Below are 25,929 nucleotides of genomic sequence, written 5' to 3'. Positions count from 1 at the left end.
CGAGCGCTTATCGGGCACTGACATCGCGAGCGACACTAACGGCGCTGGCGGCCACCGCGAGCGCAGCGTTGCTGGCGGCGTGCACAGTCGGCCCGGATTATCAGCGGCCGCAAGCCGAGGTGCCGCCGAGCTGGCAAACGGATTCGTACTGGCGCGTCGCCGCGCCTTCGCATGCGCCTATTTCGCTGGACTGGTGGAGCGCCTTCGGCGATCAGACGCTCGGTACGCTGGAAACGCAGGCACTTGCGCAGAATCAGACACTGGCCGCGGCAAGCGCACATTACGCGCAGGCCAAGGCGACGCTGGCGAACACCCGTGCGCAGCAGATTCCGGAAGTTGATCTGGGGGCGTCCGGGTCGCGCTTCAGAATTTCGCATGATCGCCCGCTGACCAATTACGGCACGCCGACCACGTCGACAGTACAGAACAATCTGCAACTCGGCCCGACGATCAACTACGACACCGATCTATTCGGGCGGATACGTCGTGAAGTGGAAGGCGCTGCGGCTTCCGCGCAGCAATCGGCCGACGACCTCGCCAACGCACGGCTCGTCCTCACCACCGATCTTGCCACCGACTATTTCTCGCTGCGTGAACTCGACGCCGAGATCGACGTGTTGAATCAATCGGTGAAACTGCAGCAAAAGGCGCTCGATTACGTCACGACCGAGCACGACCTCGGCTCGGTGTCCGGGCTCGACGTGTTGCAACAGAAGTCGCTGCTCGATTCGACGCGGGTGCAGGCGCAACTCCTGCTGAATCAGCGCGCACAGTTTGAACATGCGATTGCCGCGCTGGTCGGCGTGCCCGCGCCGCAATTCGCGATCGAGCCCAAAGTGCTCGACACGCAGGTGCCGGCGATTCCGCTCGGGTTGCCGAGCGATGTCTTGCAACGCCGTCCGGATATCGCCTCGGCGGAGCGTGCGATGGCCGCGGCGAACGCGCAGATCGGCGTCGCCAAGGCGGCGTTCTTTCCGAGCCTGACGCTGACGCCGAGCATCGGCTGGGAAAGCACGCAGTTCGCGAGCCTGTTTAGTGCGCCGACGCTGATGTGGACGCTCGGCGCGGCCGTGGGCCAGGTGCTGTTCGACGGCGGCCGCCGCGCAGCGAACGTGCAATTTGCGAGCGAAGGCTACAAGGCCACCGAGGCGAACTACCGGCAGACCGTGCTCAACGCATTCCAGCAGGTGCAGGACGGCATCACGGGTCTCTCAGTTCTGGATGGCGCGTCGAAGCAGTCGCGTGAGGCCGTGACCGATGCGCAGCATCTTCTGGCGCTCGCCAACGATCGTTATTCGGGCGGCCTCGTGGCTTACCTCGACGTCATCACCGCGCAGCAGTCGTTGCTCACCAGCGAGCGTCAGGACGTGCAGATCCACGGCCAGCAGATGACCCTCTCGGTTTCATTGGTGAAGGCGCTGGGCGGCGGCTGGAATGCCGCGGACGTAGCGAGCGCGCAGCCGCCAGGCAACGCAACGAAGGAGGCGATGGCTCCCGCGAAGTGAGCCGACCGACAATGACACGGCCAGACAGGAAAGAGGAAAAACGAGGCGTTTCGTATAATGCAGATACAAGGGGACGCGCATGAAATTGCTGATCGTTGAAGACGAGCATAAGGTGGTGGACTACCTGCGCTCCGGTTTGACAGAGCAGGGCTGGGTTGTCGACGTCGCGCTCGACGGCGAGGAAGGCATGCATCTGGCCACCGAATTCGATTACGACGTGATCGTCCTCGATGTCATGCTGCCCAAACGCGACGGCTTCAGCGTGCTGAAGGCGCTGCGCATGCGCAAGTCGACGCCGGTCATCATGCTGACCGCCCGCGATCACGTGAACGACCGCGTGCGGGGCTTGCGCGAAGGCGCCGACGACTACCTCACCAAACCCTTTTCCTTCCTCGAACTGGTCGAGCGGCTGCATGCGCTGGCGCGCCGCACGCGTTCGCAGGAGTCGACGCTGATTTCCGTCGGCGATCTGTTCGTCGATCTGATCGGACGTCGCGCTACCCGCGACGGCGTACGCCTCGATCTGACCGCCAAGGAATTCCAGTTGCTGAGCGTACTGGCGCGCCGGCAAGGCGACATCCTTTCGAAGACCGCCATCACCGAACTCGTGTGGGACGTCAACTTCGACAGCCATACGAACGTGGTCGAGACCGCGATCAAACGATTGCGCGCCAAGCTCGACGGCCCGTTTTCCTCGAAACTGCTGCACACCGTGCGCGGGATGGGCTACGTGCTCGAAGTGCGTGAAGAGGCAGAGCAATCATGAACCGTTCAATCGCGCGCCGCCTTGCGTTGATGTTCGCGCTCGTGGCGCTACTGGTATTCACGCTGGTCGGCACCGGGCTGTTTCTGGTACTGCGCACGCAGCTCGAACACCATTTGCGCGAATCGCTCGACGATCGTACCGAGATCGCGCGCATCATCGTCTATCACGCGGTGACGCCGGAGAAGTGGCGCATGGCCCGCGAAAAGCTGACGGACATGATGCCGCATGACGGCAGCACCGTGTATGCGGTGTCGAGTACCGATCCGTATTTTCACTATGGCAAGCCCATCGAGGGGCCGGTGGTGTCGAACTGGCAGGGTGGCTATACGAGGGTATCGCCGGTTGGCGGCGGCGCGGACATGCTGACCATCTCGGTGACGATACCGGCTTACGGGGCCCGCCCGCCTGTGCAATTGCAGGTCGCCGCCAGTTGTTCGCCGAATACCCGCACAATGCGCGTGTTCGGGGCGGCGCTCGCCGCGCTGTCCGCGCTGGGCAGTCTCGCCGTGCTGCTGCTGAGTTACTCGGTGACGAGAATCGGGCTTGCTCCCTTGACGCGTCTGACGCGAGAAGCATCCGCGGTGAGCCCGAATAACCGCTCACAGCGTCTGAATACGGCCTCGCTGCCGCTCGAATTGAGCGATCTGGCCAACTCGTTCAACGGCGCGCTCGAACGTCTGGACGGCGCATACGGCCGCCTCGAATCGTTCAACGCAGATGTTGCCCATGAATTGCGTACGCCGGTGACGATTCTGATCGGCCAGACCGAAGTGGCGTTGACACGCAACCGTTCGGTCGACGATTTACGTCATACGCTGCAATCGAATCTTGAAGAGTTCGAACGCATGCGCGCGATTATCAACGACATGCTGTTCCTCGCTCGCGCCGATCAGGGCGAGCGCGCGACGGGCCTCGTCGAGGTGTCGCTGGCCGCGGAAGTTGCGCACACGCTGGAATTTCTGGAGATTCCGCTGGAAGAAGCACGCGTGCATGCGCAGTTGCGCGGCGATGCGGTGGCGCGGGTGAACCGCTCGCTGTTCGGCCGCGCCTGCACGAATCTGCTGATGAACGCGATTCAACACTGTGCGCCCGGCGCGGCGATCACGGTGACGATCCTGGAAGTCGCGGATCAGTTGCGCGTAGCGGTGGCCAACCCGGGCGAGCCGATCGAGCCGGCCGTGCTCGAACATCTGTTCGACCGGTTCTATCGTGCGGAAGTGTCTCGCACCAATAGCCGCGAAAACCACGGCCTGGGTCTTGCGATCGTGAAGGCGATTGCCGAGATGCATCGCGGCACGGTGTCGGTGGAAAGTGCGAACGGTGTCAACACGTTTGCGTTTTCGATTGCGTCGTCGAGTGTGGAAGCCAGTTTGCCGGCGGCGCGTACGAATGCCGGTGTCCCCGCGGAAGCTGCAGGTTAATCTTCGCTGTTAAAAGGCAAGTCGGCCTGAACCGGTACGCGCCGCTTCGCCGGTTGTGCGTTGGCCGGCGTCAATGCGCTTACGCGCACACCCAGCAGCCGCAGCTTGCGGTTCAATTCCACTCTTCTCAGACATTCGGTTGCGGCGCGCCGGATCTCGGTGGCGTCGGCGGTCGGCTCCTCGAGCGTCAGGTCTCGCGTGACCGTGTGGAAGTCGTCGTAGCGCAGCTTGATGCCCACGGTGCGGCCCACATAGCCCTTTCTCACCAGATCTTCCGCGACCCGCACGCACAGGCTGGTAAACGAACTGGAGAGCGCCGGGCGATCGTGACGTGGATGCAGATCGCGTTCGAAGGTCGTCTCGCGGCTCATCGACTTGGGTTCCGATTCGACCACGACCGGCCGCTCGTCGTAGCCTTGCGCGACCTGCATGAGCCACGCCGAGTAGCTGCGCCCGAAGTTGTCCTGCAACAGGCCCGCGTCCGCCGCTGCCAGATCGCCGACCGTGGCGAGGCCGAGCGAGGTGAGTTTTTCCGCGGCCTTCGGCCCGATTCCATTGACTTTGCGCACCGGCAACGGCCAGACGCGCAACGGCACATCCGCAGGCGTGAGGATCGTGAGGCCGTCGGGTTTATCGAGTTCGGAGCCGATCTTCGCGAGCAGCTTGTTCGGCGCCACGCAAATGGAGCAGGTGAGGCCGGTCGCCTGATTGACGGCCTGCTTGATGCGCGCGGCGATCTCGCGCGGCTCGCCCGGCAATTCGGTGAGGTCGATATAGATTTCGTCGATGCCGCGGTCTTCGATCCGATCCGTGAAGGTGGCGACCGCCGCCTTGAACAGCCGCGAGTAGTGACGATACGATTCGAAATCGGTGGGCAGCAGAATCGCCTCCGGCGCGAGCACGGCGGCTTTCATCATGCCCATCGCGGAGAACACGCCGAGCGCGCGGGCTTCGTAGGTCGAGGTGGTCACCACGCCGCGGCCGGCGTAGTCGCGCAGCTTCGCAAAGCGAAGGCTGCCGTCTTCCAGTGTTTGCGGCACGGCGTTGCGGCCGCCGCCGATCACCACCGCCTTGCCGCGCAGTTCCGGATAGCGCAACAGTTCAACGGACGCGTAGAACGCGTCCATGTCCAGGTGCGCGATGTGGCGGCTTGCAGAACTCATGGCTGGCGGAAACGGATGACGGTGCGGGCAGCGAGCATAGCAGTCGAACCATGTGCCGTGCGGCCCGATCGTATGGCTTGCTGCGTCGGGCGTCAGGACGTGCTAGCCATGATGCGCTGCACGCCGGACGCCAAACCGTAATAGTACCTTGCTCCGCCGGGGCAAGGTGCCGCGCCTCTAGCATCAGCCGCAAGCCGGCTTCGCTTTCTTGCATGCGTCCGCAAGCTGGGGCGGCGGGTCTTTCTTGAACACCGTCTTATACGACTCGAGCACATTCGACTGAACCACCGGCAGCGACTGCACGCCGATCCACGCCGGCGGCGTCTGGCCGATCAGCGCCTTCATCATCGCCATCGCCTCGGCCACGCCCTGATCGTACGGGCGTTGCGAGCCGGTTGCCTTGAGCGGTCCGCCCTTGGCGATCTCGATCGCGGACTGAAGGCCCAGATCGACCGTCGTGACAGGAATATTCACGCCTTGCGCGCGCATTGAAGTCAGCGTGTCGAGCGCCGGTTGATCCCAGACGGCGAACAGCCCCTTCACATCCGGATTCCCGGTGAGGAAATCGCCCGCGATCTGGCCCACCTTCGACGGGTCCGTAAACGCGACCTGTTTGACCTTGATGTCCGGACGATTCTTCTTGATCCAGTCGTTGACAGCCTTGGTGCGTTCCGTTGTGCTGAAGTAGTCCACGCCGAAATTCACCAGCCCGATCGTGGCGCCCTGCGGGACGCACGAGGCTAGCACTTTCGCGGCGATCTGGCCGTTGCCTTCGCTGTCGGCGGAAATCATCGCCGCGTATTGCTCAGGATGCTTCAGGCCGGTCGGCACATTGTCCATGAACACGAGTTTGATCCCGGCTTCTGACACTTTCTTGTACGTGGCGGCCGTGGCCGTTCCGTCGACCGGAATGGAGATGATGCCGTCCGGGTGGCGCTGGATTGTGTTCTCGATGTCCGCGATCTGCTTGTCGACCTGGTATTCCGCCGAAGCCGTGCCGATCACTTCCACGCCATATTTTTTGAGCGTGTCCGTAATGCCTTGCACCTGCAATTGCGACCAGTCGAGATTCATGGTCTGCATCGAAATGCCGACCTTGAACTTGCCGGCTTTGATTTTGGCGATGTCGGCGTCGCTTAGCTTCACTGCATCCACCGAGGCCGCTTTTTCGCCGTTCGGCCCTTGCCCGACAATCGTCTTCGGTCCGATCGAACCGGCCGGCAGGCTGGTCACGCATTGCGCGTAGACACCCGGCGACGCCAGCGCCAGGACGGCGGCGGCCGCCATGAGAGTGGGTAGAACACTTCTTGAGCCACGACGATGTTTCATGATTCTTCTCCGTTGGTCTTCATGTTTGTGTTACGTCTCCTGCATTCACGAACAACGCGGGCACGTGACATCTCGCGTGATCGACGTGCTTTCCTCATTTCCCTGGTTACTTCCTGAATCACTTCCTGCTCATTTCCTGGTAAAGGCCACAGCCGCGACGATAATCGCGCCCTTGATCACCAGTTGCAGCGACGAACTGACGCCAAGCAGCACCAGCCCGTTATTGAGCGTGCCGATGATGAGGCTGCCGAGCAGCGTGCCGAGTACGAAACCACGGCCACCAAACAGGCTGCAACCACCGAGCGTTACGGAAGCAATCACATCGAGTTCGAGCCCTTGCACGACGTCGGGCCGCGCCGCATGCGAACGTGCGGCGAGCACGAGCGCCGCAAGCCCGGCTAGTGCGCCGGTGAGAATGAAGGCGAGAGTGGTCACGCGCCGCGTGTTGATGCCGGAGTAGAGCGCCGCTGTCGGATTGCCGCCGGCCGCATAGATCTGCCGGCCGAACACGCTGAAATGCAGCAGCAGGATGCCGGCGATTACGGTCAGCGCTGTCCAGATGATCGGTACCGGCACACCGGCAATATCGCCCTCGCCGAAGATCGAGATGAACGAGTCGTTGGTGATGATCTCGGGCCGGGTTGTCGTCACCATGAGCGCGAGTCCGCGTGCCGCGCTCAAGGTGCCGAGCGTGACGAGAAACGACGGAATGTTCAGCCGTGTGGTCACCACCCCGTTGATCGCGCCGACGATTGCGCCGGTGCCAATGCCGGCAATCGCGCCGATGATCCAGCTGTCGCCGACATGCGACATGGCGAGCGCCGCGGACATGCCCGAGAGCGCCAAGGTCGACCCCACCGACAGATCGATCTGCCGCGCAATGATCACGAAGGTCATGCCGATCGCGACGATCGAGACCAATGCGGTTTGCCGGCCGATATTCAGGAAGTTGTCGATGGAGAGAAACCACGGCGACGCGAAGCTGAACACCACCAGCAGAATCGCGAACGCGCCGTAGAGCGCATAGGGCCGGTCGCCTTGCAGGAGGAGTTGCGCGAGGCGCCGCATACGGCTCTTCTGCGGTGGCGATGCCTGCCGTTTAGCCGTCAGCGGCGAGACAGAGTCGTTCATATTGCGTGCTCGATGGAGGAACGGGACAGTTGAATCAGGTGATGAAGCGCTTCGGCATTGGCAAGCTCGGCGCGCTCGACGGTCTTGACGATAGAGCCGTCCGCAACGATCGAAATCCGGCCGCACAGGCGCAACAGTTCATCGAGGTCCGAGGAAACGACGAGCACGGCGGTGCCGGCTCGCGCGGCGTCATGGACCACGCCGTAGATCTCCTCGCGTGCGCCGACGTCGACGCCGACAGTGGGTTCGTCGAGTAAAAGAAGCGTGGGGCGCGGATGATTCCACTTCGCAAAGACCACTTTCTGCTGGTTGCCGCCGGATAAAAACTTGACCGCAGTCGATGAGCCCGGCGCCTTGACGGCCAGCTCTTTCATCGAGCGCTTCGCCTGGTTGACGGCCGCCTGGCTGCGCAGCCATCCCCAGCGAGAAAATTGCGGCAACCGCGGCAAGGTCAGGTTGCGTTCGATCGAATGATCGAGCACAAGCCCTTCAAGATGACGATCCTCCGGCACCAACGCTACGCCGAGCTGGATGGATTCGGCGGGCGTGATACGCGAGCGCGATTGACCGTCGATCTCGATGGCGCCCGCCTCGATTTTTCGAATGCCGAAGATGGTTTGCAGAATCTCCGTGCGCCCGCTGCCGATCAATCCCGCAAGCCCGTGAATCTCGCCAGGACGAACCGTGAGGTCGACGTCGTGAAGCCTGTCATTGCTCACGTTCGACAACTTGAGAACGGGTGCCACGGCGGCATTGGACGCGGCCGATGTTTGCGCTCCAACAGCGGAGTCATCGCCGGTAGCGCCGACAGCCGTCCTCTCCCGTGCCTGCAACGCGGCATGGCCGGGACCGACGATCGCCGCGACCAGCTGCTTCATATCGGTTTGGGCCGTCGAGAACGTGCCCGCATTGGCGCCATCGCGAAACACGGTGACGCGCTGTGAAATACGAAACACCTCGTTTAACCGATGCGTCACGTAGATCACGCCCACGCCGCGATTCGTGACCGCGCGAATCGCGTCGAACAGAATCTGCTCTTCGCCGCCCGTCAGCGCCGAGGTCGGTTCGTCGAGAATCAGAACTCGCACGTCGCCCATCAGCGCCTTGCAGATTTCAGTCATTTGCCGGTACGCGAACGGCAACGCGCCAACCGCGGTGCGCGGATCGAGCGGGATGCCGTGCGAGCGGAGAAATTCGCTGACCGTTGCCATGAGCTGGCGATTCTTCACAAAGCCGAGACGTGTGCGAGGCTCGCGCCCCAGCATCAGATTGGCGCCGACCGACAGCGATTCGACGAGGCTCAGGTCCTGGTAGACCACGGCCACACCTGCCTCACGCGATCGCGCCGGCGACTCGAACGCCACTGTCTGGCCATCGATCTCGATGACGCCGTCGTCATAGGTGTGAACGCCGCTGAGGATCTTGATCAGCGTGGATTTGCCCGCGCCGTTTTCGCCGAGCAACGCGTGCACTTCGCCGGGCAACACATCAAGGCTGACGCCGCGTAGCGCCTGTACGCCGCCAAATCGCTTGGTGACGCCCGCAACACGGATCAATGGAACCTGAGGCGATGACGCGGCCGTGACCGCAACCGGCTCACTCATCTGGCATGTCTCCTTCGTCAATACGACGACATTCTTTTCTTTGTATGGTGCTGTCGGCCAAAACCGTGTTGTGATCTTCGCATCATGAATATGGTGCGTCAATAACATTGGTGGCGCTTACAGGGCTTAGGTGCCTGCTTATGTGATGATTGAAGCGGAAAGCTTGTTATGATTCTATCAATCGTTGTAGCATAAGTGGGAACAAATTGTCGGCGGCTGTTGTGCGCCGCATCAAATTTTCGGATGTCTTATGCCTGAAGCCCCTGTGCTTTCTTCTTCGGTCGTCGCGCTGCGCGGCGGCCCGCTCATTCACCCGGTGCGCAACCCGGGCATGCCGTTCGACGCGTCCTGGCTGGACGGCTTGCGCGTCAACCAGTCGGCGGTCGAACGGCGCACGGCGACGCTTGCCACGCGCCGTACCGTCAAGAAAGATGCGCAGGCGGCCTGGCTGCTGAAAGCCGTCACCTGCATCGACCTCACCACGCTCAACGGCGACGACACCGAAGGCCGTGTGCGCCGCCTGTGCGCGAAAGCGCGCCAACCGGTGCGGGCCGATCTGCTCGAAGCGCTCGGCATTGCGCCGCAAGGCATCACGACGGGTGCGGTCTGCGTCTATCACCGTTTCGTCGCGGCGGCGGTGGATGCGCTGCAAGGCAGCGGCATTCCGGTCGCGGCGGTGTCGACCGGGTTTCCCGCCGGGCTGATCCCGCATCCGCTGAAGCTGAAAGAGATCGAGGCTTCGGTCGCGGATGGCGCGCAGGAAATCGACATCGTCGTCACGCGTGAATATGTGCTGACCGGCAACTGGCAGGCGCTCTACGACGAAGTGCGCGACTTCCGCGCAGCCTGCGGCCCCGCGCATCTGAAGGCGATTCTGGCGACTGGCGACATCCGCACGATCTCCAATGTGGCGCGCGCCTCGATGGTCTGCATGATGGCTGGCGCGGACTTCATCAAGACGTCGACCGGCAAGGAAGGCGTCAATGCCACGCTGGACGTCTCGCTGGTGATGGTGCGCATGATCCGCGAATACCAGGAGCGCACCGGTGTGCCGATCGGCTTCAAACCGGCAGGCGGCGTGTCGAGCGCGAAGTCGGTGCTGTCCTATCAGATCCTCATGAAGGAAGAGCTCGGCCGCCCGTGGCTCGAACCGGAGCTGTTCCGTATCGGCGCATCGAGCCTGCTGGCCGATATCGAACGCCAGCTCGAACATCACGTGAGCGGTCGTTACTCCGCTTTCAACCGTCACCCCGTAGCCTGAACAGAAGACCGATCCCATGAGCGTAGCCGAGTATTTTTCATCGATGGAGTACGGTCCCGCACCCGAGGACGATCAGCCCGCGCGCGCCTGGCTCGCGCAGCATGAGGCGAGCTTCGGGCATTTCATCGGCGGGGCGTGGCATGCGCCGGCCGCCGGTGAGCACTTCGTTTCGCACGCACCTGCCACGGGCGGCCGGCTTGCCGGGATCGCCCAGGGCGATGCGGCCGACGTCGACGCGGCGGTAGCGGCCGCGCGCGCCGCGCAGCCGGGCTGGCTCGCGCTCGGCGGCGCCGGACGGGCGCGGCATCTGTATGCGCTCGCGCGCATGGTGCAGCGTCATAGCCGTCTTTTTGCCGTGCTCGAAGCGCTCGACAACGGCAAGCCGATCCGTGAGACACGCGATATCGACGTGCCGCTGGTCGCGCGGCACTTCCTGCATCACGCGGGTTGGGCGCAATTGCAGGAGAGCGAATTCGCCGACTACGCGCCGCTTGGGGTCGTCGGGCAGATCGTGCCGTGGAATTTTCCGCTGCTGATGCTCGCGTGGAAGATCGCACCGGCGATTGCGACGGGTAACTGCGTCGTGTTGAAGCCGGCTGAATACACGCCGCTTACCGCGTTACTGTTCGCCGAACTTGCCCATCGGGCCGGCTTGCCGGCAGGCGTGCTGAACGTCGTGACGGGTGACGGCCGCACCGGCGCGGCGCTCGTCGAACATCCGAAAGTGGACAAGATCGCGTTCACCGGCTCGACCGAAGTGGGACGCCTGATTCGCGCAGCCACGGCGGGCTCGGGCAAATCGCTGACGCTCGAACTCGGTGGCAAGTCGCCCTTCATCGTGTTCGACGATGCCGATCTCGATGGCGCCGTCGAAGGTGTGGTCGACGCGATCTGGTTCAACCAGGGGCAGGTCTGCTGTGCGGGTTCGCGCCTGCTCGTGCAGGAAGGCATCGAAGCGCGCTTCATTGCGAAGCTGAAGCGCCGCATGGAAACGCTGCGCGTCGGTACGTCGCTCGATAAAAGTATCGACATCGGTGCGATCGTCGATCCGGTGCAGCTCGAACGCATCGAGTCGCTGGTGGAAACCGGGCGGCGCGAAGGCTGTGCGGTGTGGCAGTCGCCCGATACGACGATGCCCGCCGGCGGCTGCTTCTATCCACCCACGCTCGTCACCGGTGTGGCGCCGGCTTCGACTCTCGCGCAGGAAGAAATCTTCGGACCGGTGCTGGTCACGATGAGCTTTCGCACGCCGGATGAGGCGATTGCGCTCGCCAACAATTCACGCTACGGACTCGCCGCGAGCGTGTGGAGCGAAACCATTGGCCGCGCGCTCGATATCGCGCCACGGCTTGCCTGCGGCGTCGTGTGGATCAACGCGACCAATCTGTTCGATGCGGCGGTCGGCTTCGGCGGTTACCGCGAGTCGGGCTATGGTCGCGAAGGCGGCCGTGAGGGCATCTACGAATATCTGAAACCGCGTGCGTGGCTCAATCTTGCTGTCCGTCAGCCTGTGCGCGCGGAACCGACGGCAGGCGCAGGCGAGCGCGATCCGTTATCGAACGTCACGCTGATCGATCGCACCGCGAAGCTCTTTATCGGCGGCAAGCAGGTGCGTCCGGACAGCGGCTATTCGTTGCCGGTTCACGCGCCGGATGGGAGGCTGGTCGGTGAAGTGGGCGAGGGCAACCGCAAGGACATTCGCAACGCGGTCGAAGCGGCGCGCGCAGCGCAGAAGTGGTCGCAGGCGAGTACGCATAATCGTGCCCAGGTGCTGTTCTATCTCGCGGAGAACCTGGCCATTCGCGCGGACGAGTTCGCGCGGCAACTCGTGACAAGAAACGGTGCGACGCAAGCGGCGGCGCATGCGGAGGTCGAGGCGGCGGTAGCGCGTCTCTTCACTTACGCGGCGTGGGCCGACAAGTTTGACGGCGCCGTGCATACGCCGCCGCTGCGCGGCGTCGCGTTGGCGATGCATGAGCCGCTCGGCGTGATTGGCATTGCCTGTCCGGACGAAGCGCCGTTGCTCGGTTTCATCTCGCTGGCGGCGCCCGCGCTGGCCATGGGCAATCGTGTGGTGGTGTTGCCGAGCGCGGCGTGTCCGCTCACGGTGACGGACTTTTATCAGGTAGTCGAAACGTCGGATGTGCCCGCTGGTGTGCTGAACATCGTCACGGGTGAACGTGGTGCGTTGTTGCCGGCGCTCGCCAAACACGACGACGTCGATGCCGTCTGGTGTTTCGGCAACGCGGCGGATTCGACGCTGGTCGAGCGCGAGTCGATCGGCAATCTGAAGCGTACGTTCGTCGATCACGGCCGCCAGTTCGACTGGTTCGACCGTTCGAGCGAAGGCCGGCCGTTCCTGCGTCAGGCCGTGCAGGTGAAGAACATCTGGATACCGTACGGAGACTGATTGAAAGCCGGCGCTCGCGCCTGAATACCCCGCACGCCAACCAGAAAATGGAGGAGACAACGTGCTGAAGCATCTGGATCTGCAATTGAACACCGCGGTGCGGCGCGCAATACATGCCCCGCACGCATGCCTCACGATCAACGCGCCTCATGGGGAACGCGAATGAGCACGTCTTTGCAACGAAACGGGCGTGTTGTCATTCTCGGCATCTACGTTACCGACCTGACGTTTCGCGCCGGACGTATGCCGCTGATCGGCGAGACGATCGCCGGCACGGCGTTCGCAATGGGACCGGGCGGCAAGGGCTCGAATCAGGCGGTGGCGGCGGCGCGCGCCGGCGCCGAAGTAGTGTTCTGCACGCGCATCGGCAACGACGCGTTCGGCGAGATTGCGCGCGCCACATGGGCCGCTGAAGGCATCACCGCACGCGCCTCGGTGGTCGAGGGCGTGTCCACGGGCGCCGCGCATATCTTCGTCGACGACAACACCGGCATGAACGCCATCATCGTCGCCTCCGGCGCGGCCGGCACGATGGAGGCAGCCGACGTCGATGCGATCGAAGCCGATATCGCCGCCGCGCGCGTATTCGTTACGCAACTCGAACAGCCGCTTGCTGCTGCGCGTCGCGGGCTCGAAGTGGCGCGCCGGCACGGCGTCATCACCGTGTTCAATCCGGCGCCCGCCTTGCCGCTCGACGACGACATCTTTCCGTTGTGCGACTACATCACCCCGAACGAAACCGAGGCCACCGCGCTGACCGGCGTGCCGATCGCGAATGCCGACGACGCGCGCCGTGCCGCCGACGTACTGCTCGCCAAAGGTGTCGGCGCGGTGATCGTCACGCTGGGCGAGGGCGGCGCGCTGCTGCACTCGGCAAGCCAATCGATACTCGTGCCGGCCTATCACTGCGGCCGCGTAGTGGAGACCGCCGGCGCCGGTGACGGCTTCACAGGCGGTTTTGCGGCGGCGCTTGCACGCGGCGACGACGCCGTCTCGGCGCTGCGTTTCGGCTGCGCGCTGGCGGGCATTTCCGTCACCCGTCCGGGCACGGCGCCTTCCATGCCGATGCTCGACGAAGTGAACCGCGTGTTGAACCAGCCGGCCGAGGCCGCCTCGCCGCTGTCCTGACCGTTCGCGAAGACTGAAGGAGATCGTGCTCACCATGAAGTCCTCGTTTACCGATGGAAAAATGTTCGGCGACCGGCAACTGAATTTTCTGCTGATCGTCAACGTAGTCGTCGTGCTGGTCGCGACGTGGCTTTCGCATGGGCAATTCGTCGACATCGACAATCTCCAGTCGATGGGTGGACAGTTGCCCGAACTCGGCTTGCTGGCGCTCGGCATCATGTTGTCGATGGTGTCGGGCAATGGCGGGATCGATCTGTCGGGTGTCGGGCTCGCGAATCTGTCCGGGATGGTTGCGGCGCTCGTCGTGCCGCACTTCGTCAACGGCGACGATTCGCCCGCGCTCTACACATCGCTCTTCTGCGTGATCGTGGTGACGATGGGGCTGCTCGGCGGCCTCCTGAACGGTGTGGTGATCGCGCGCCTCAGGCTCACGCCAATTCTCTGCACGCTCGGCACGCAGTTGCTGTTCACGGGTTTTGCGGTGGTGCTCAGCAACGGCGCCTCGGTGCATGTCGACTATGTCGACCCGTTGTCGAATATCGGCAACGGTACCGTGTTTCAGGTGCCGATCGCGTTCTGTATCTTTATCGCGGCCGTGATCGTGCTCGGCTGGTTGCTCAGACGCAGCCCGTTCGGCCTGCGTCTCTATCTGATGGGCACCAACCCCAAAGCGGCGTTCTATGCGGGCATTCCGCGCGCGCGGATGCTGATCACCACTTATGCGATGTGCGGTGTGCTGGCGTCGCTCGCGGGGCTGATCAGCGCGACCCATACGTCCAGCGCGAAATGGGACTACGGTAATTCCTATCTGCTGATCGCCATCCTGATCGCGGTGATGGGCGGCGTGAATCCCGCCGGTGGCCATGGCCGGATCATCTGCGTGTTCTTTGCCGCAACCGTGCTGCAGTTTCTCTCGAGTCTGTTCAATCTGCTGGGCGTGTCGCAGTTTTTCGGCGATTGCGCGTGGGGATTCTTGTTGTTGCTGTCACTCGCGTTTGCAGGCGGCGAGCGAGTGCGGGCGATTTTCGGTTTTGGCGGGGGCGGTGGTGGTGGGAGTGCTAGTGCTAGTGCTCCGGGTTCCGGCGCAGTTCCGAAACGTTAGCGCGCCAAACAGCCTTGAAAGGCGCAACCCAGGTTTCAGATTCAGGTTTCAGTACGCGGCGGACAACGAGCCCTGACTGTCCGTGATGGTGAAGTAGGGCGACATCGAACTACATCGAAGGATAAAGGAGACATCGCATGAAATTGACTCGACTGGGTGCCGCGCTCGCAGCAGGCGCTCTTACCGTAGGCGTGATCGCCGCTGCGCAGGCTGCAACCAACGAGACGATCGTCACGGTCGTCAAGGTGACCGGTATCAACTGGTTCAACCGGATGGACGACGGCGTCAAGCAATTCGCGAAGGACAACCCGGGCGTGAACGCGTATCAGACCGGCCCGGGCCGCGCGGATGCGGCACAGCAACTGAAGATCATCGAAGACCTGATCGCGAAGAAGGTCACGGCGATTGCCGTGGTGCCCTACGATCCGCCGACGCTGGAACCGGCGCTGAAGAAGGCGATGGATCGCGGCATCAAGGTGGTGACCCATGAGGCCGACAACGCGAAGAACACGATGGTCGACATCGAAGCATTCGACAACACCGCCTACGGCGCCGGCCTGAACGAACGTCTCGCCTCGTGCATGCACGACGACGGCAAGTGGGTCGCGCTGGTCGGTTCGCTCGGCAGCCGCTCGCAGGTGCAATGGGCCGACGGCGGGATTGGCAACGCCAAGGCCAAATATCCGAAGATGGATCTGGTCGAACCGAAACTCGAAACCAACAACGACGGCGAGCGCGCCTATGAAGTCGCGAAGGAAGTGCTGCGCAAGCATCCGGACCTGAAGGGCTTCCAGGGCTCGTCCTCGCTCGACGTGATCGGCATCGGCCGCGCAGTGGAAGAAGCCGGCATGCAGGGCAAGATCTGCGTCTACGGCACGGGCCTGCCGACAGAAGCTGGCAAGTTCCTCGAGAGCGGCGCGATCAACGGCATCGCTTTCTGGGATCCGAAGCTCGCCGGCATCGCGATGAATAAGGTCGCGCAGATGCTGATCGACGGCAAGACGGTCGAGAACGGCGCCGATCTCGGCATTCCGGGCTACACCAAAGTCACCGTTGCGAAGGGACCAGGCAAAGGGATTATCGTGCGCGGTCAGGGCTGGGTGAATGTCGACAAGTCGAACTACAAGCAGTATCCGTTCTGATTGTTTTTTGCTTCATGTGTCACGGCGTCCCCCTCGGGGGACTTCCTTCAAGGCGTGCCCATGTGGGCACGCCTTAACTTGCGACTCGCCATCATGAATCAGGACGTATTGTCTTCGCAGCCGCAGTCCGACACCTCGCAGCCGTTTCTGGAGGTGGTCGGCGTGCACAAGCGCTTCACCGGCGTACACGCATTGCGCGGGGTGAGCCTGTCGTTCGCGCGCGGCCAGATCTATCACCTGCTCGGCGAGAACGGCTGCGGCAAGAGCACGCTGATCAAGATCATCTCCGGCGCGCAGCCGCCCGACGAAGGCGAACTCGTGATCGAAGGCGTCCGGCACGCACGGCTGTCCGCTCTCGAATCGCTGGCCGCAGGCATCGAAACCGTCTATCAGGATCTCTCGCTGCTGCCCAACATGAACGTGGCGGAAAACGTCGCGCTTACCGCCGAGCTGGCCACGCACGAAGGCCGGCTTGCGCGTACGTTCGACCGGCGCGCACTCGCGCGCACGGCGGCGCGTGCGCTGGAATCGGTCGGCCTGCCAGGCGACGCCGAGTTTCAGGCCACTTTGATCGAGCAATTGCCGCTCGCCACGCGTCAGCTCGTTGCCATTGCTCGCGCGATTGCCAGCGAGGCAAAGTTCGTCATCATGGATGAGCCCACCACGTCGCTCACGCAGAAAGAAGTCGACAATCTGATTGCCGTGCTCGCGAACCTGCGCGCGCAGGGCGTGACGGTGCTGTTCGTGAGTCACAAGCTCGATGAGTGTTACGCGATCGGCGGCGAAGTCATCGTGCTGCGCGACGGCCAGAAGATGGCGCAAGGACCGATTGCGCAATTCACCAAAGCGCAGATCAGCGAACTGATGACGGGGCGGCATCTGACAAACGAGCGCTATCGGGAAGGAACATTGGGCCAGGATGTCGTGCTTGACGTGCGCGACTTCACGCGTACGGGGCAGTTCAGCGACGTGTCGTTCAAGCTGCATAGAGGGGAGATACTCGGCGTCACCGGCTTGCTGGACTCGGGGCGCAACGAACTCGCACGCGCACTCGCGGGCGTTGCGGCGGCGCAATCGGGGCAGGTGCTGCTCGACGGCAAGGCAATTGCATTGCGCACGCCCTCGGACGCGAAACATCATCGCATTGGCTACGTGCCAGAAGACCGCCTGAACGAAGGGCTGTTTCTCGACAAATCGATTCGCGACAACGTGATTACGGCGATGATCTCCAGCCTGCGCGACCGCTTTGGCCAGATCGATCGCACGCGCGCACAGGCGCTCGCGGAACAGACGGTGAACGATCTGCAGATCGCGACGCCGGGTGTCGACAAGCCCGTGCAGTCGCTCTCGGGCGGCAATCAGCAACGCGTGCTGATCGGTCGCTGGCTCGCTATCGATCCGCGCGTGCTGATTCTGCATGGACCGACGGTCGGCGTCGACGTGGGTTCGAAAGACATCATCTATCGCATCATGCAGCGGCTGTCGAAACGCGGTATCGGCATCATTCTGATCAGCGACGATCTGCCCGAGTTGCTGCAGAACTGCGATCGCATTCTGATGATGAAGAAGGGGCGTGTGGCCAGCGAGTATCAGGCCGATGCGTTGAGCGAAGCCGACCTGTATCACGCGCTGCTGTCGGAAGCCGCATAAAAGGACGCCGATACCCATGAACTCGCGGATTCCTTCGAGCATGAACCAGACCATGAACACCCCGACCGTTGTCGAAGTCGCACCCGAGGTCAAGCCGCCCACTTTGCGGGCCAGGCTTTCGCGCAACCCCGAATGGTTCACGGTCGCGTTGATCGCGGCAACGTGCCTGATTGTCGGCGCGATCAATCCGCGCTTCTTTCAGCTCGCGACGCTATTCGATCTGCTGCACTCGGCAACCACGATGTCGCTTTTCGCGCTGGGCACGCTCGTTGTGCTGGCGTCCGGCGGCATCGACGTTTCGTTCACGGCAATCGCCGCGCTGACGATGTACGGCATCACCAAGGCGGTATTTGCCTGGTGGCCGGATGCGCCGTTCGCGCTGATCCTGATCACCGGCGCGCTGGGCGGCGTGCTGCTCGGTCTCATCAACGGCCTCCTGGTGCATCGCTTGAAAGCGCCTTCGCTGATCGTCACGATCGGCACGCAGTATCTGTACCGCGGCCTGCTGCTGACGTTTATCGGCACGACGTTCTTCATGAACATTCCGCACAGCATGGATCACTTCGGCCGGATTCCGATGTTTTTCTATCACACCAACGAAGGCCTGCGCGCGGTGCTGCCTGTTTCGGTGCTGGCGCTGGTGGTAGCCGCCGGTGTCACGTGGTGGCTGTTGAACCGGACCATGATGGGGCGCGGCGTTTATGCAATGGGCGGCAGCCTCGCGATTGCCGAGCGGCTAGGCTATAACCTGCGGGCGATCCATCTGTTTGTGTTCGGCTATACAGGCATGCTCGCCGGCATAGCGGGCATTCTGCATGTATCGAACAACCGGCTCGCGAATCCGTTCGATCTGGTGGGCTCGGAACTCGATGTGATCGCCGCGGTGATTCTGGGCGGCGCGCGCATTACAGGAGGCACGGGTACGGTGGCCGGCACCTTGCTTGGTGTGGTGCTGGTCACGCTGATCAATAGCGTGCTGATTCTGGTTGGCGTGCCGAGCACCTGGCAGAAGGTGATCATCGGCGCGTTTATTCTGATCGCCGGGACGCTGTTCGCATTGCAGCGCAAAAACGGATAACCGAAGGCCGGTTACACCGCCAGCGCATTCATTTGCGCTTACGGTGCTCCTGGCCTTTCTCGGTGATGATGGAATCGAAGTCGTCGATCTGCGAGAAGCGCACCGCCTTGACGACGCCGAACTTGCTCTGGTCCACGACCAGATGCCGTTCGACGGCACTTGCCATGGCCGCTTGCTTGAGCGCGACTTCGTGAAAGTTCCAGCACGTCACGCCGCGCGCGTTATCCACACCGCCTGCGGAAATGAACGCCTTGTTGATGCCCATGCGGCGCAGCATCTCCAGACTCTCTTCACCCGCGAACGAATCTGACGAGGGCACGTAGACGCCGCCCAGCAGAATCATCCGCACATTCGGCTTACGCCGCAAAATCTCCGCCACATTCAGCGAATAGCAGACCACGGTGACGTGACGTTCGAGCGGAATCAGGCGCGCAAGCGTGGTGAGCGTCGTGCCGCAATCGATGAAGATCGTTTCGTGGTCGACGACGAGTTTCGCCGCAAGCGCGGAGGCTTCCGCCTTGGCCTGCGCGAAATGATCCTTCTCTTCTTCGAGTGAATAGCCGGCGTTGTTGGGTACGTCGGTTGCGCTGACGATGTAGCCGCCGAGATACGTGAATCGTTCCGGACTGCCTGCGATATCGCGCCGGACAGTCATCTCCGATACGTCCAGCAGGCTGGCGGCGTCGCGCAGGCGCATCACGTTCTGCTTGGCCAACGCATCGGCGAGGGCGCGGAGGCGGTCGGGTTTCAGCATGGAGGTCCTGTCGCGCAGTGTGAGGCGCAGTGTAGAGACGCGTTATGTTTTGTTCGCGTTGATGGGAGAATTATAACAAGAGGTCGCCTGCGCGGCGAGCCTGTTTGCGCTTCGAATGCGAGGGGTATCTCGCATCGGCAATGAGAAAAAGCCTTTAGCCCGGAGGACTAAAGGCTTCTTAAAGGTGAATCAGGAAGATGAATCAGGAAAGGCGCCCGGTCAGAACCGGTAGCTCACGCCGATCTGCACCACCGGATACACCTTGTAGCGCTCGACCTTGTTGCTGATGTTCTGTTCTTCCTGGTCGATGTTCGCCTGGCTGGTGAGTTGCGCGTAGATCGCCGGCACGTTGTACGTCGTGCGCGGGCGGCCGTAGGCCACGCCGAGATCGAAGGTCAGGCCGAAACCCTTCGAGACGGGTTTGTGACCGTAACCGATGCCGAGATACGGCATCACGCGCGGGAGTGTGATGGTGGTCGACGGCGCGGGGCCCACGGCCGGCACGAATTCGTCGCCGATCTTGTAGTTGCCTTGCGCGTTCGGCACCGCCTTGCCTGTCAGTTCGTCGTCGTTGATCAGGGCGCCGGCCGTCACGCGAAAACCGCTGGACGAAAACGGAAACAGGTCGAGATATAAGCCGCCTTGCAGCAACTTGAGATGGCCGTCGTAATCGTTACCACTGACGTTGAACGAATGCGAGAAGCCGAGTCCTTCGAATTCCGCATGCACGCCGGCCCACGAGGTCAACGGCAGCGCCGCACCGACGCCTGCGCCGAGCGTACCGCCATGCACATAAACTTCCTGTGCCTGTACCGATCCTGCGACCACCATCGCCACTGCCGCGACCAGAGCCGCATTTTTCACCTGTTTCACCGCACCGTCTCCAGTAAAGAGTCATTCCCGTGCTGGCGACTTTAAGGTTTAACCTTGTGGTTCAAATCGATGAAAAGCGGGCAGTTATGGCGACTCTTCGCGCTCAAGTTTTCGCGCGCGGAGAAACCGGAAGATATGACGTGTAACGCTTGCCAAACAGGTGATTAAACTCGGTCTATTGATCAGACGAGTCCTGTTTTAAAGGGCTATTTGGTGGGATGAGGAGAATTGTTCAGATGATTCGACGCTCAGCATGACGGCGATGTTGTGACGTCGTGATGTCGTTGTGTCGTAATTTCGAATCGGCAGGCGGGGAATTGCTCCGCCGCCTGCCGCAAGCTACAGGGGAGTAGCGATTACTGCTTGATGCCTTCAGCTTGAATATGCAGCGTGGTCTGCATCTTGAAGCCATAGGTCTTGCCGAAGTCGACGCCGAAATCGTCGCGATTGAACGTTGCGGTCGATTCAGTGCCGCACACTTCGCGCTTGAGCATCGGGTTCATGATGCACTTGAACGATTCGATCTTCAGGTTGACCGGCTTGGTCACGCCATGCAGGGTCAGCGTGCCGATCACTTCCACCGGCTTGTCGCCGTCGAAGCGGATCTGCGTGCCCTTGTAGGTCGCCGTCGGGTACTTGGCTGCGTCGAAGAACTTGTCCGTGACCAGTTCCGCGTCGAGCTTGTCGTTACCGATGTCCACCGAGCTCATGTCGATCGTCACGTCGACCGTGCCGGTTTTCGCCGCGCGATCCAGCACCACGGTGCCGCTGCTCTTCTTGAACTTGCCGCGCCAGACCGACAGGCCGCCGAAGTGGTCAGTCTCGAAGCTCGGGTAGGTGTGCTGCGGGTCGAGTTGATACGTGTCGGCGGCCATTGCGTTGAACGACATGGCTGCGGCCAGCGCGCCTGCGGCGAGCAAAAGTTGTTTCTTCAAGTGATTCTCCAGGTTTCAGAAAGTGCTGTGACGCTTAGGTGTGTTCCGTTACTTCTTCGAAGCAACGATGTGAAATTTGATGACGACTTCGTCGGCGACCACCGACGTGTCTTTCCATTCGCCCGTCCCGACATCGAACTGCGAACGCTTGATCGGCAGTGAGCCGTCGAAGGTCTGCGTGTTGCCCTGGCTCGCGATGGTGACCGGCACCACCACAGTCTGCGATTTGCCCTTGATGGTGAGCTTGCCGGTGATCTTGTACTGATTGCCGCCGGCCGGCGCGATCGCGCTCGAGACGAACGTCGCGGCCGGATAGGTCGCGCTATCGAACCATTCCTTGCCCTGGGCCTGCTTGTTGTAGTCGTCCGCACCGAGGTCGTAGCTGCCGGTGTCGATCGACACGTTGGCGTTGCCGGCGGTCGGCTTGGCCGGATCGAAATTCAGCTGCGCCGAGAATTTTTTGAATTTGCCGTCTACCGGCACATTCATCTGCTTCGTCGTGGCGACGACGCTGCTTTTGCTGACGTCAACATCGGCATGCGCCAGGCCCACGCCGAAGAGTGAGAGGGCGGCAACGCCGGCCAGAATGGAGTGATAAAAGTTTGATTTCATAGTGGTACGCATCCTATCGAACCCACGCGCGCTGATTGCGCACCGTCGGGAATTAGATTGCCAACTGGCTGTCGCCAATCGTCTGTTACGCGTGAGTCGTGTGAGTCATCTGAGGAACGGGATCATCCGCGCGAGTAATCCGTCGCGGTCGACAAATTGATGCTTGAGCGCCGCGAGTACGTGCATCGCGACGAGCGCCAGCAACGTGTAATTGAGCAGCACATGAACCGTGCGCAGGATTGCCTTGAGCGCCTGGTCCGGACCGATGAGGGTGGGCAGCGGCACGATGCCGAGGTACACCACCTGAATGCCCGCCGCCGAGCTATAGAAGTAGCCGGACACCGGAATGGCCAGCATCAGCACGTAGAGCAGGCCGTGCACAAGGTGGGCCGCAGCCTTCTGCCATGTGGGCGTAGCGCTATCCAGCGACGGCGCGCGGTGGGTGGCGCGCCACAGCACGCGCGCCACGGCCAGCACGAAGACCGTTACGCCAATCCATTTGTGCCACGAGAAATACTTCAGCTTGGTGGGCGTAAAGCCGGGGATATCGGTCATGACCCAGCCGATGCAGAACCCGCAGACAATCAGCAATGCGATTAGCCAGTGCAGGGCGACGGCGGTGCCGCTGTAATGCTTGACGTCTGAAGGACGGGAATTCATGGGTACATGCTCACAATTCGAAATGCGTGTCGCGTGCGGTATGCCGCGTGTGAATGCGGATAGTAGGGATGCCAATGAAAGTTGAATAGACCAGGAGAAGAGAACAGATTGTTCTAGCGGTGACGCTAATGGGGGTGCAATAAAGCCGGGCGGCGGCCTGATTTGACGAAATGGAGGCCGCATTGTGTTAATTTGCCGGCTCAACCGCTACAAAAGGTTCGACCCATGAATAGCACTGACAAGAAGAGCGCCGTACTTGGCGCGGAATTCCTGCGGCACGACACGGCGGCGGCCGAAAGCGGTGTCGAAGATTATCTGGAGCATGACGCCGCCGTCTACCGGACCTTGCTCGAATCGACGAGGGCGATTCCCTGGAAAATCGATTGGGCGACCATGGAGTTCGCCTATATCGGCCCGCAAATCGAAACCTTGCTGGGCTGGGCGCCGTCGAGCTGGAAGACCGTGCAGGACTGGGCTGCCCGCATGCATCCGGATGACCGCGACAAGGTCGTGGAATTCTGCGTCGCGCAGTCGAAGGCCGGCACCGATCACGAAGCGGACTACCGGGCGTTGACGAGCGGTGGCGAATACGTGTGGCTGCGCGACGTCGTGCATGTGGTGCGCGACGCACGCGGCGAGGTGGAGTCGCTGGTCGGCTTCATGTTCGACATCAGCGAGCGCAAGAAGACCGAGGAGAAGGTGGCGGCGTTGCAGCGGGAACTCGAAGCGCTGTCGTTCAAGGACGGTTTGACGGGCGTGGGCAATCGCCGCGAGTTCGACGCCGTCCTGCAGCGGGAATGGAGCGCGGCCCAGCGGCATGGCGCGCCGCTCTCGCTGATCATGGCCGATATCGATTTCTTCAAGTCGTACAACGATTACTACGGACACGTGCAAGGGGATGCGTGCCTGAAGCAGATCGCCACGGTGTTGAGCGAGGCGGTGCGGCCGGGGGACTTTGTCGGCCGGTTCGGCGGGGAAGAGTTCGTGCTGATCTTGCCCAATACCGGGGCCGAAGCCGCACGGCAGGTGGTCGAACGTTGCCGTGACCGGATCTCTGCCGCGGAGATCGCACATGAAAGATCGCCATTCAGGCAGACCGTCACCGCCAGTTTCGGCGCGGGAACCGTGATTCCTTCAGCATCGGATGACGCCGTCGCCTTTGTGAACCTGGTGGATACGCAGCTGTACCACGCCAAGGATAACGGGCGGGATTGCATTTCCGCGGTGAACCGGGCGGCGTAGCGAGACAGGGAAGGCGGTTCGGCGTGGCACACAACTTGCGCTCCGACCGCCTGCAGCGTCCCGCTCATCGGTTATGCTGCGCTCCCATTCCGCGCTCGCGCACAATCAGAATCCAGGATCTACTTGGTGAATTCCGTCTTCCTGTCTTGGGGTATCGCCATCGCCGCCACGGCTGGCGTCATCACCCGCCCGTTCAAATGGCCCGAGGCCGTGTGGGCCGTCGCCGGCGCGCTTTTACTCGTATCGCTGGGCCTGCTTCCCGTCGATCTGGCCGTCGAAGCCGTCGGTAAAGGCACGGACGTCTACCTCTTCCTGTTCGGCATGATGCTGCTGTCGGAAGTCGGGCGCCGCGAAGGTCTGTTCGACTGGGTTGCCGTTTTCGCGGTCAACCACGCCAAAGGATCGCCGAGAAAGCTGTTTCTGCTGGTCTATCTGGTCGGCGTGGTTATCACCGCCTTCCTTTCCAATGACGCCACCGCGGTTGTCCTCACGCCGGCGGTATTCGCCGCCGCGAGGAAAGCGAAGACGCCTCCGCTGCCCTTGCTCTTCATCTGCGCGTTCATTGCGAATGCCGCGAGCTTCGTGCTGCCGATCTCGAATCCGGCCAACATCGTGCTGTACGGCAATCACACGCCCGCACTCGGCGCCTGGCTGATGCGCTTCACGCTGCCTTCGCTGCTGTCGATTGTCGCGACCTATGTGCTGTTGCGCTGGACCCAGCGCGACGCGCTCGCCGGCACCTGCGAAGCCGGTCTCGAGCCGCTTGAGTTGTCGTCGAGCGGGCGCGTGGCGCTTGCGGGTATCGCGGTGACGGCCGTCGTGCTGTTGACGGTGTCCGCCTTCGATGTCCCGCTCGGCCTGCCCACCGCGCTACTCGGCGCGCTGACCGCCGCGGTCGTGCTGATCCAGGAGCGCAAATCGCCGCTGCCGATGATCCGGGAAATATCGTGGAGCGTGCTGCCGCTGGTCGCCGCGTTGTTCGTGCTGGTCGAGATGCTCGATCACACTGGTGTCATCAGGACATTCGTCCACCTGCTGCAAGATGCGACGCAACACAATGAAGCCACGACGGCCGGCTGGGCGGGCAGCGTCATTGCGATCGGCAGCAATCTGATGAATAACCTGCCGGCGGGCCTGATCGCCAGTTCGACGGTGATGCAGGCGCATAGTCCCGAGCGCGTCATCGACGCGCTGCTGATCGGCGTCGATCTGGGGCCGAACCTGTCGATCACCGGCTCGCTCGCAACGATCCTCTGGCTCAACGCAATTCGCCGCGAAGGCGAAGACGTGAGCTTTATGAAGTTTTTCAAGGTGGGCGTGGTGGTGATGCTGCCCGCCCTCGCGCTGGCGCTCGCTGCGCGGATCCTGATCGGCTAGGGGTAGGTTAAGGGCAGGTTAAGGAGGTTAGGGGCAACGCGTCACGGCCGGGTGCCCGTCGCTCGCATGGGCGGCTCCGGCACCAGCTTTTGCGCGGACTTCTCGAGCGAGCGCAGGGCGGCTTCGAGCCGTGCGAGGCGGGCGCGCTGGGTAGGCATCAGCAATGTTTTGGGAAACCGGCTCAGCCGATTGCTCCAATACGATAGGGGAATGCGATCGTTGGTGGAAATCTTCCCAAAGACGAATTCGAGGTGGGCGATTTCTTTGTCTATGTCGTGATAGCTCATCGAACTAACGTTCCAGAAGAGGTGGACGGGCAACCAGGCGCGTGCGAGTCGGACGTCGCCAGCCGGACGGATAGGTCCAACGAATAGGCGCGCTTGACGGTGGTAGAGAGTGCAGCAAGCGCCGTACCGCGCCTCCACAATGCCGAGCTAACATCGAGCTTTCAAACGCCGGGCATTTGTCAGATGGTTCGGCGCCGCCCAGTCAGGGTGGCTTCTTGAGAAGACTGATCTTTCTCCTGTTTTAATCCACGCAATTCGTCACGGGACCGCAAAAAAAGCGAGTTCGGCTCGCGTCTCTGCCTGTAAGAATCGCGTCGCGACACACAAGCTACCGATCGCCAGGAATCCAGCGCGCCGCACAAGCGGAACGACCGCTTCTCGCGCGGCACGCCGGCCATTCGTCAGGACAACGGGAATTCACCAGGCATTCTTGCGTGCAGCATGTCCTATGCTGGTTCAACGGCTATTTTTGTAATCAGAATGTCGGCTCCGTTCGTGC

General features: G+C 62.2%; 22 protein-coding genes. 12 read left to right on the top strand and 10 right to left on the bottom strand.

Annotated elements, in window-relative coordinates; genetic code table 11:
- Positions 1-17: 17 nt before the first annotated feature.
- From R8871_RS09350 to R8871_RS09340, 3 genes are all read left to right on the top strand, one after another.
- Positions 18-1,505, top strand: a complete 1,488-nt coding sequence (locus R8871_RS09350; RefSeq protein ID WP_175050687.1) for an efflux transporter outer membrane subunit — start codon at positions 18-20, stop codon at positions 1,503-1,505.
- 79 nt (positions 1,506-1,584) lie between these two features.
- The gene (locus tag R8871_RS09345) at positions 1,585-2,271 is read left to right on the top strand and encodes a heavy metal response regulator transcription factor (protein ID WP_091802526.1); all 687 of its coding nucleotides are present in this window, start codon (positions 1,585-1,587) and stop codon (positions 2,269-2,271) included.
- Positions 2,268-3,692, top strand: a complete 1,425-nt coding sequence (locus R8871_RS09340) for a heavy metal sensor histidine kinase (protein WP_175050177.1) — start codon at positions 2,268-2,270, stop codon at positions 3,690-3,692. The genes R8871_RS09345 and R8871_RS09340 overlap by 4 nt, the downstream gene beginning before the upstream one ends.
- On the opposite strand, the gene dinB is transcribed toward R8871_RS09340, so the two are convergent.
- The 4 genes from dinB to R8871_RS09320 form a co-directional block, all read right to left on the bottom strand.
- The gene (dinB, locus tag R8871_RS09335; protein WP_175050176.1) at positions 3,689-4,855 is read right to left on the bottom strand and encodes a DNA polymerase IV; all 1,167 of its coding nucleotides are present in this window, start codon (positions 4,853-4,855) and stop codon (positions 3,689-3,691) included. The genes R8871_RS09340 and dinB overlap by 4 nt on opposite strands.
- Positions 4,856-5,038: 183 nt before the next feature.
- Entirely contained in the window at positions 5,039-6,184 is a 1,146-nt protein-coding gene (locus tag R8871_RS09330) for a substrate-binding domain-containing protein (protein ID WP_175050175.1), read from the bottom strand.
- Positions 6,185-6,313: 129 nt separating this feature from the next.
- A complete protein-coding gene (locus tag R8871_RS09325) occupies positions 6,314-7,315 on the bottom strand; it encodes an ABC transporter permease (protein WP_175050174.1) in 1,002 nt (333 codons plus the stop codon).
- Positions 7,312-8,919 (bottom strand): sugar ABC transporter ATP-binding protein, encoded by a 1,608-nt coding sequence (locus R8871_RS09320; RefSeq protein WP_175050173.1) that lies wholly within the window; start codon positions 8,917-8,919, stop codon positions 7,312-7,314. Before R8871_RS09320 ends, R8871_RS09325 begins: the two co-directional genes overlap by 4 nt.
- A 250-nt stretch (positions 8,920-9,169) precedes the next feature.
- On the opposite strand from R8871_RS09320, the gene deoC reads away from it, so the two are divergent.
- The 7 genes from deoC to R8871_RS09285 all read left to right on the top strand — a co-directional run bounded on the left by deoC (position 9,170) and on the right by R8871_RS09285 (position 18,690).
- Entirely contained in the window at positions 9,170-10,180 is a 1,011-nt protein-coding gene (gene deoC, locus R8871_RS09315; RefSeq protein ID WP_175050172.1) for a deoxyribose-phosphate aldolase, read from the top strand.
- Positions 10,181-10,196: 16 nt separating this feature from the next.
- Positions 10,197-12,590, top strand: a complete 2,394-nt coding sequence (locus tag R8871_RS09310) for an aldehyde dehydrogenase family protein (protein WP_175050171.1) — start codon at positions 10,197-10,199, stop codon at positions 12,588-12,590.
- Positions 12,591-12,752: 162 nt separating this feature from the next.
- On the top strand, positions 12,753-13,718 hold the full coding sequence (rbsK, locus tag R8871_RS09305) for a ribokinase (protein ID WP_175050170.1): 966 nt from the start codon (positions 12,753-12,755) through the stop codon (positions 13,716-13,718).
- A gap of 34 nt (positions 13,719-13,752) precedes the next feature.
- Positions 13,753-14,820, top strand: coding sequence for an ABC transporter permease (locus tag R8871_RS09300; protein ID WP_175050169.1), 1,068 nt, complete (start codon positions 13,753-13,755; stop codon positions 14,818-14,820).
- Positions 14,821-14,957: 137 nt separating this feature from the next.
- Positions 14,958-15,962, top strand: a complete 1,005-nt coding sequence (locus tag R8871_RS09295) for an autoinducer 2 ABC transporter substrate-binding protein (protein ID WP_093632922.1) — start codon at positions 14,958-14,960, stop codon at positions 15,960-15,962.
- 93 nt (positions 15,963-16,055) lie between these two features.
- The gene (locus tag R8871_RS09290; protein WP_175050686.1) at positions 16,056-17,612 is read left to right on the top strand and encodes a sugar ABC transporter ATP-binding protein; all 1,557 of its coding nucleotides are present in this window, start codon (positions 16,056-16,058) and stop codon (positions 17,610-17,612) included.
- Positions 17,613-17,628: 16 nt separating this feature from the next.
- The gene (locus R8871_RS09285; RefSeq protein ID WP_175050168.1) at positions 17,629-18,690 is read left to right on the top strand and encodes an ABC transporter permease; all 1,062 of its coding nucleotides are present in this window, start codon (positions 17,629-17,631) and stop codon (positions 18,688-18,690) included.
- Positions 18,691-18,718: 28 nt separating this feature from the next.
- On the opposite strand, the gene R8871_RS09280 is transcribed toward R8871_RS09285, so the two are convergent.
- The 5 genes from R8871_RS09280 to R8871_RS09260 all read right to left on the bottom strand — a co-directional run bounded on the left by R8871_RS09280 (position 18,719) and on the right by R8871_RS09260 (position 22,524).
- A complete protein-coding gene (locus tag R8871_RS09280) occupies positions 18,719-19,444 on the bottom strand; it encodes a DeoR/GlpR family DNA-binding transcription regulator (RefSeq protein ID WP_093632919.1) in 726 nt (241 codons plus the stop codon).
- Positions 19,445-19,663: 219 nt separating this feature from the next.
- Complete coding sequence (locus R8871_RS09275; protein ID WP_246287547.1) at positions 19,664-20,275, bottom strand: hypothetical protein; 612 nt, start codon at positions 20,273-20,275, stop codon at positions 19,664-19,666.
- A 398-nt stretch (positions 20,276-20,673) separates the two neighbouring features.
- Complete coding sequence (locus R8871_RS09270; protein ID WP_175050166.1) at positions 20,674-21,252, bottom strand: YceI family protein; 579 nt, start codon at positions 21,250-21,252, stop codon at positions 20,674-20,676.
- A gap of 48 nt (positions 21,253-21,300) precedes the next feature.
- Complete coding sequence (locus tag R8871_RS09265; protein ID WP_175050165.1) at positions 21,301-21,864, bottom strand: YceI family protein; 564 nt, start codon at positions 21,862-21,864, stop codon at positions 21,301-21,303.
- A gap of 105 nt (positions 21,865-21,969) precedes the next feature.
- Positions 21,970-22,524 carry a cytochrome b gene (locus tag R8871_RS09260; RefSeq protein WP_175050164.1) on the bottom strand — a complete coding sequence of 185 codons (555 nt, stop codon included), beginning with the start codon at positions 22,522-22,524 and terminating at the stop codon, positions 21,970-21,972.
- A gap of 225 nt (positions 22,525-22,749) precedes the next feature.
- On the opposite strand from R8871_RS09260, the gene R8871_RS09255 reads away from it, so the two are divergent.
- Both R8871_RS09255 and R8871_RS09250 read left to right on the top strand, forming a co-directional pair.
- Positions 22,750-23,766 (top strand): sensor domain-containing diguanylate cyclase, encoded by a 1,017-nt coding sequence (locus R8871_RS09255; RefSeq protein WP_175050163.1) that lies wholly within the window; start codon positions 22,750-22,752, stop codon positions 23,764-23,766.
- 126 nt (positions 23,767-23,892) lie between these two features.
- Positions 23,893-25,143, top strand: a complete 1,251-nt coding sequence (locus R8871_RS09250) for an arsenic transporter (protein WP_175050162.1) — start codon at positions 23,893-23,895, stop codon at positions 25,141-25,143.
- A 41-nt stretch (positions 25,144-25,184) separates the two neighbouring features.
- On the opposite strand, the gene R8871_RS09245 is transcribed toward R8871_RS09250, so the two are convergent.
- Positions 25,185-25,430, bottom strand: a complete 246-nt coding sequence (locus tag R8871_RS09245) for a hypothetical protein (protein WP_175050161.1) — start codon at positions 25,428-25,430, stop codon at positions 25,185-25,187.
- Between the last annotated feature and the right edge of the window lie 499 nt (positions 25,431-25,929).

Origin of the sequence: Paraburkholderia sediminicola, from assembly GCF_902859805.1 — a bacterium.
GTDB lineage: Bacteria > Pseudomonadota > Gammaproteobacteria > Burkholderiales > Burkholderiaceae > Paraburkholderia > Paraburkholderia sediminicola.
This window is presented reverse-complemented; position numbering and strand designations above follow the sequence as displayed.

What these genes read in the sequence shown, in the direction of transcription:
- R8871_RS09310 (WP_175050171.1), top strand. Translation starts at nt 10,197, where the DNA reads ATGAGCGTAGCCGAGTATTTTTCATCGATGGAGTACGGTCCCGCACCC.
- rbsK (WP_175050170.1), top strand. Translation starts at nt 12,753, where the DNA reads ATGAGCACGTCTTTGCAACGAAACGGGCGTGTTGTCATTCTCGGCATC.
- R8871_RS09320 (WP_175050173.1), bottom strand. Translation starts at nt 8,919, where the DNA reads ATGAGTGAGCCGGTTGCGGTCACGGCCGCGTCATCGCCTCAGGTTCCA.
- R8871_RS09345 (WP_091802526.1), top strand. Translation starts at nt 1,585, where the DNA reads ATGAAATTGCTGATCGTTGAAGACGAGCATAAGGTGGTGGACTACCTG.
- R8871_RS09285 (WP_175050168.1), top strand. Translation starts at nt 17,629, where the DNA reads ATGAACTCGCGGATTCCTTCGAGCATGAACCAGACCATGAACACCCCG.
- R8871_RS09275 (WP_246287547.1), bottom strand. Translation starts at nt 20,275, where the DNA reads ATGGTGGTCGCAGGATCGGTACAGGCACAGGAAGTTTATGTGCATGGC.
- R8871_RS09245 (WP_175050161.1), bottom strand. Translation starts at nt 25,430, where the DNA reads ATGAGCTATCACGACATAGACAAAGAAATCGCCCACCTCGAATTCGTC.
- R8871_RS09290 (WP_175050686.1), top strand. Translation starts at nt 16,056, where the DNA reads ATGAATCAGGACGTATTGTCTTCGCAGCCGCAGTCCGACACCTCGCAG.
- R8871_RS09325 (WP_175050174.1), bottom strand. Translation starts at nt 7,315, where the DNA reads ATGAACGACTCTGTCTCGCCGCTGACGGCTAAACGGCAGGCATCGCCA.
- R8871_RS09280 (WP_093632919.1), bottom strand. Translation starts at nt 19,444, where the DNA reads ATGCTGAAACCCGACCGCCTCCGCGCCCTCGCCGATGCGTTGGCCAAG.
- R8871_RS09330 (WP_175050175.1), bottom strand. Translation starts at nt 6,184, where the DNA reads ATGAAACATCGTCGTGGCTCAAGAAGTGTTCTACCCACTCTCATGGCG.
- R8871_RS09255 (WP_175050163.1), top strand. Translation starts at nt 22,750, where the DNA reads ATGAATAGCACTGACAAGAAGAGCGCCGTACTTGGCGCGGAATTCCTG.
- R8871_RS09300 (WP_175050169.1), top strand. Translation starts at nt 13,753, where the DNA reads ATGAAGTCCTCGTTTACCGATGGAAAAATGTTCGGCGACCGGCAACTG.
- R8871_RS09260 (WP_175050164.1), bottom strand. Translation starts at nt 22,524, where the DNA reads ATGAATTCCCGTCCTTCAGACGTCAAGCATTACAGCGGCACCGCCGTC.
- R8871_RS09265 (WP_175050165.1), bottom strand. Translation starts at nt 21,864, where the DNA reads ATGAAATCAAACTTTTATCACTCCATTCTGGCCGGCGTTGCCGCCCTC.
- dinB (WP_175050176.1), bottom strand. Translation starts at nt 4,855, where the DNA reads ATGAGTTCTGCAAGCCGCCACATCGCGCACCTGGACATGGACGCGTTC.
- R8871_RS09295 (WP_093632922.1), top strand. Translation starts at nt 14,958, where the DNA reads ATGAAATTGACTCGACTGGGTGCCGCGCTCGCAGCAGGCGCTCTTACC.
- deoC (WP_175050172.1), top strand. Translation starts at nt 9,170, where the DNA reads ATGCCTGAAGCCCCTGTGCTTTCTTCTTCGGTCGTCGCGCTGCGCGGC.
- R8871_RS09340 (WP_175050177.1), top strand. Translation starts at nt 2,268, where the DNA reads ATGAACCGTTCAATCGCGCGCCGCCTTGCGTTGATGTTCGCGCTCGTG.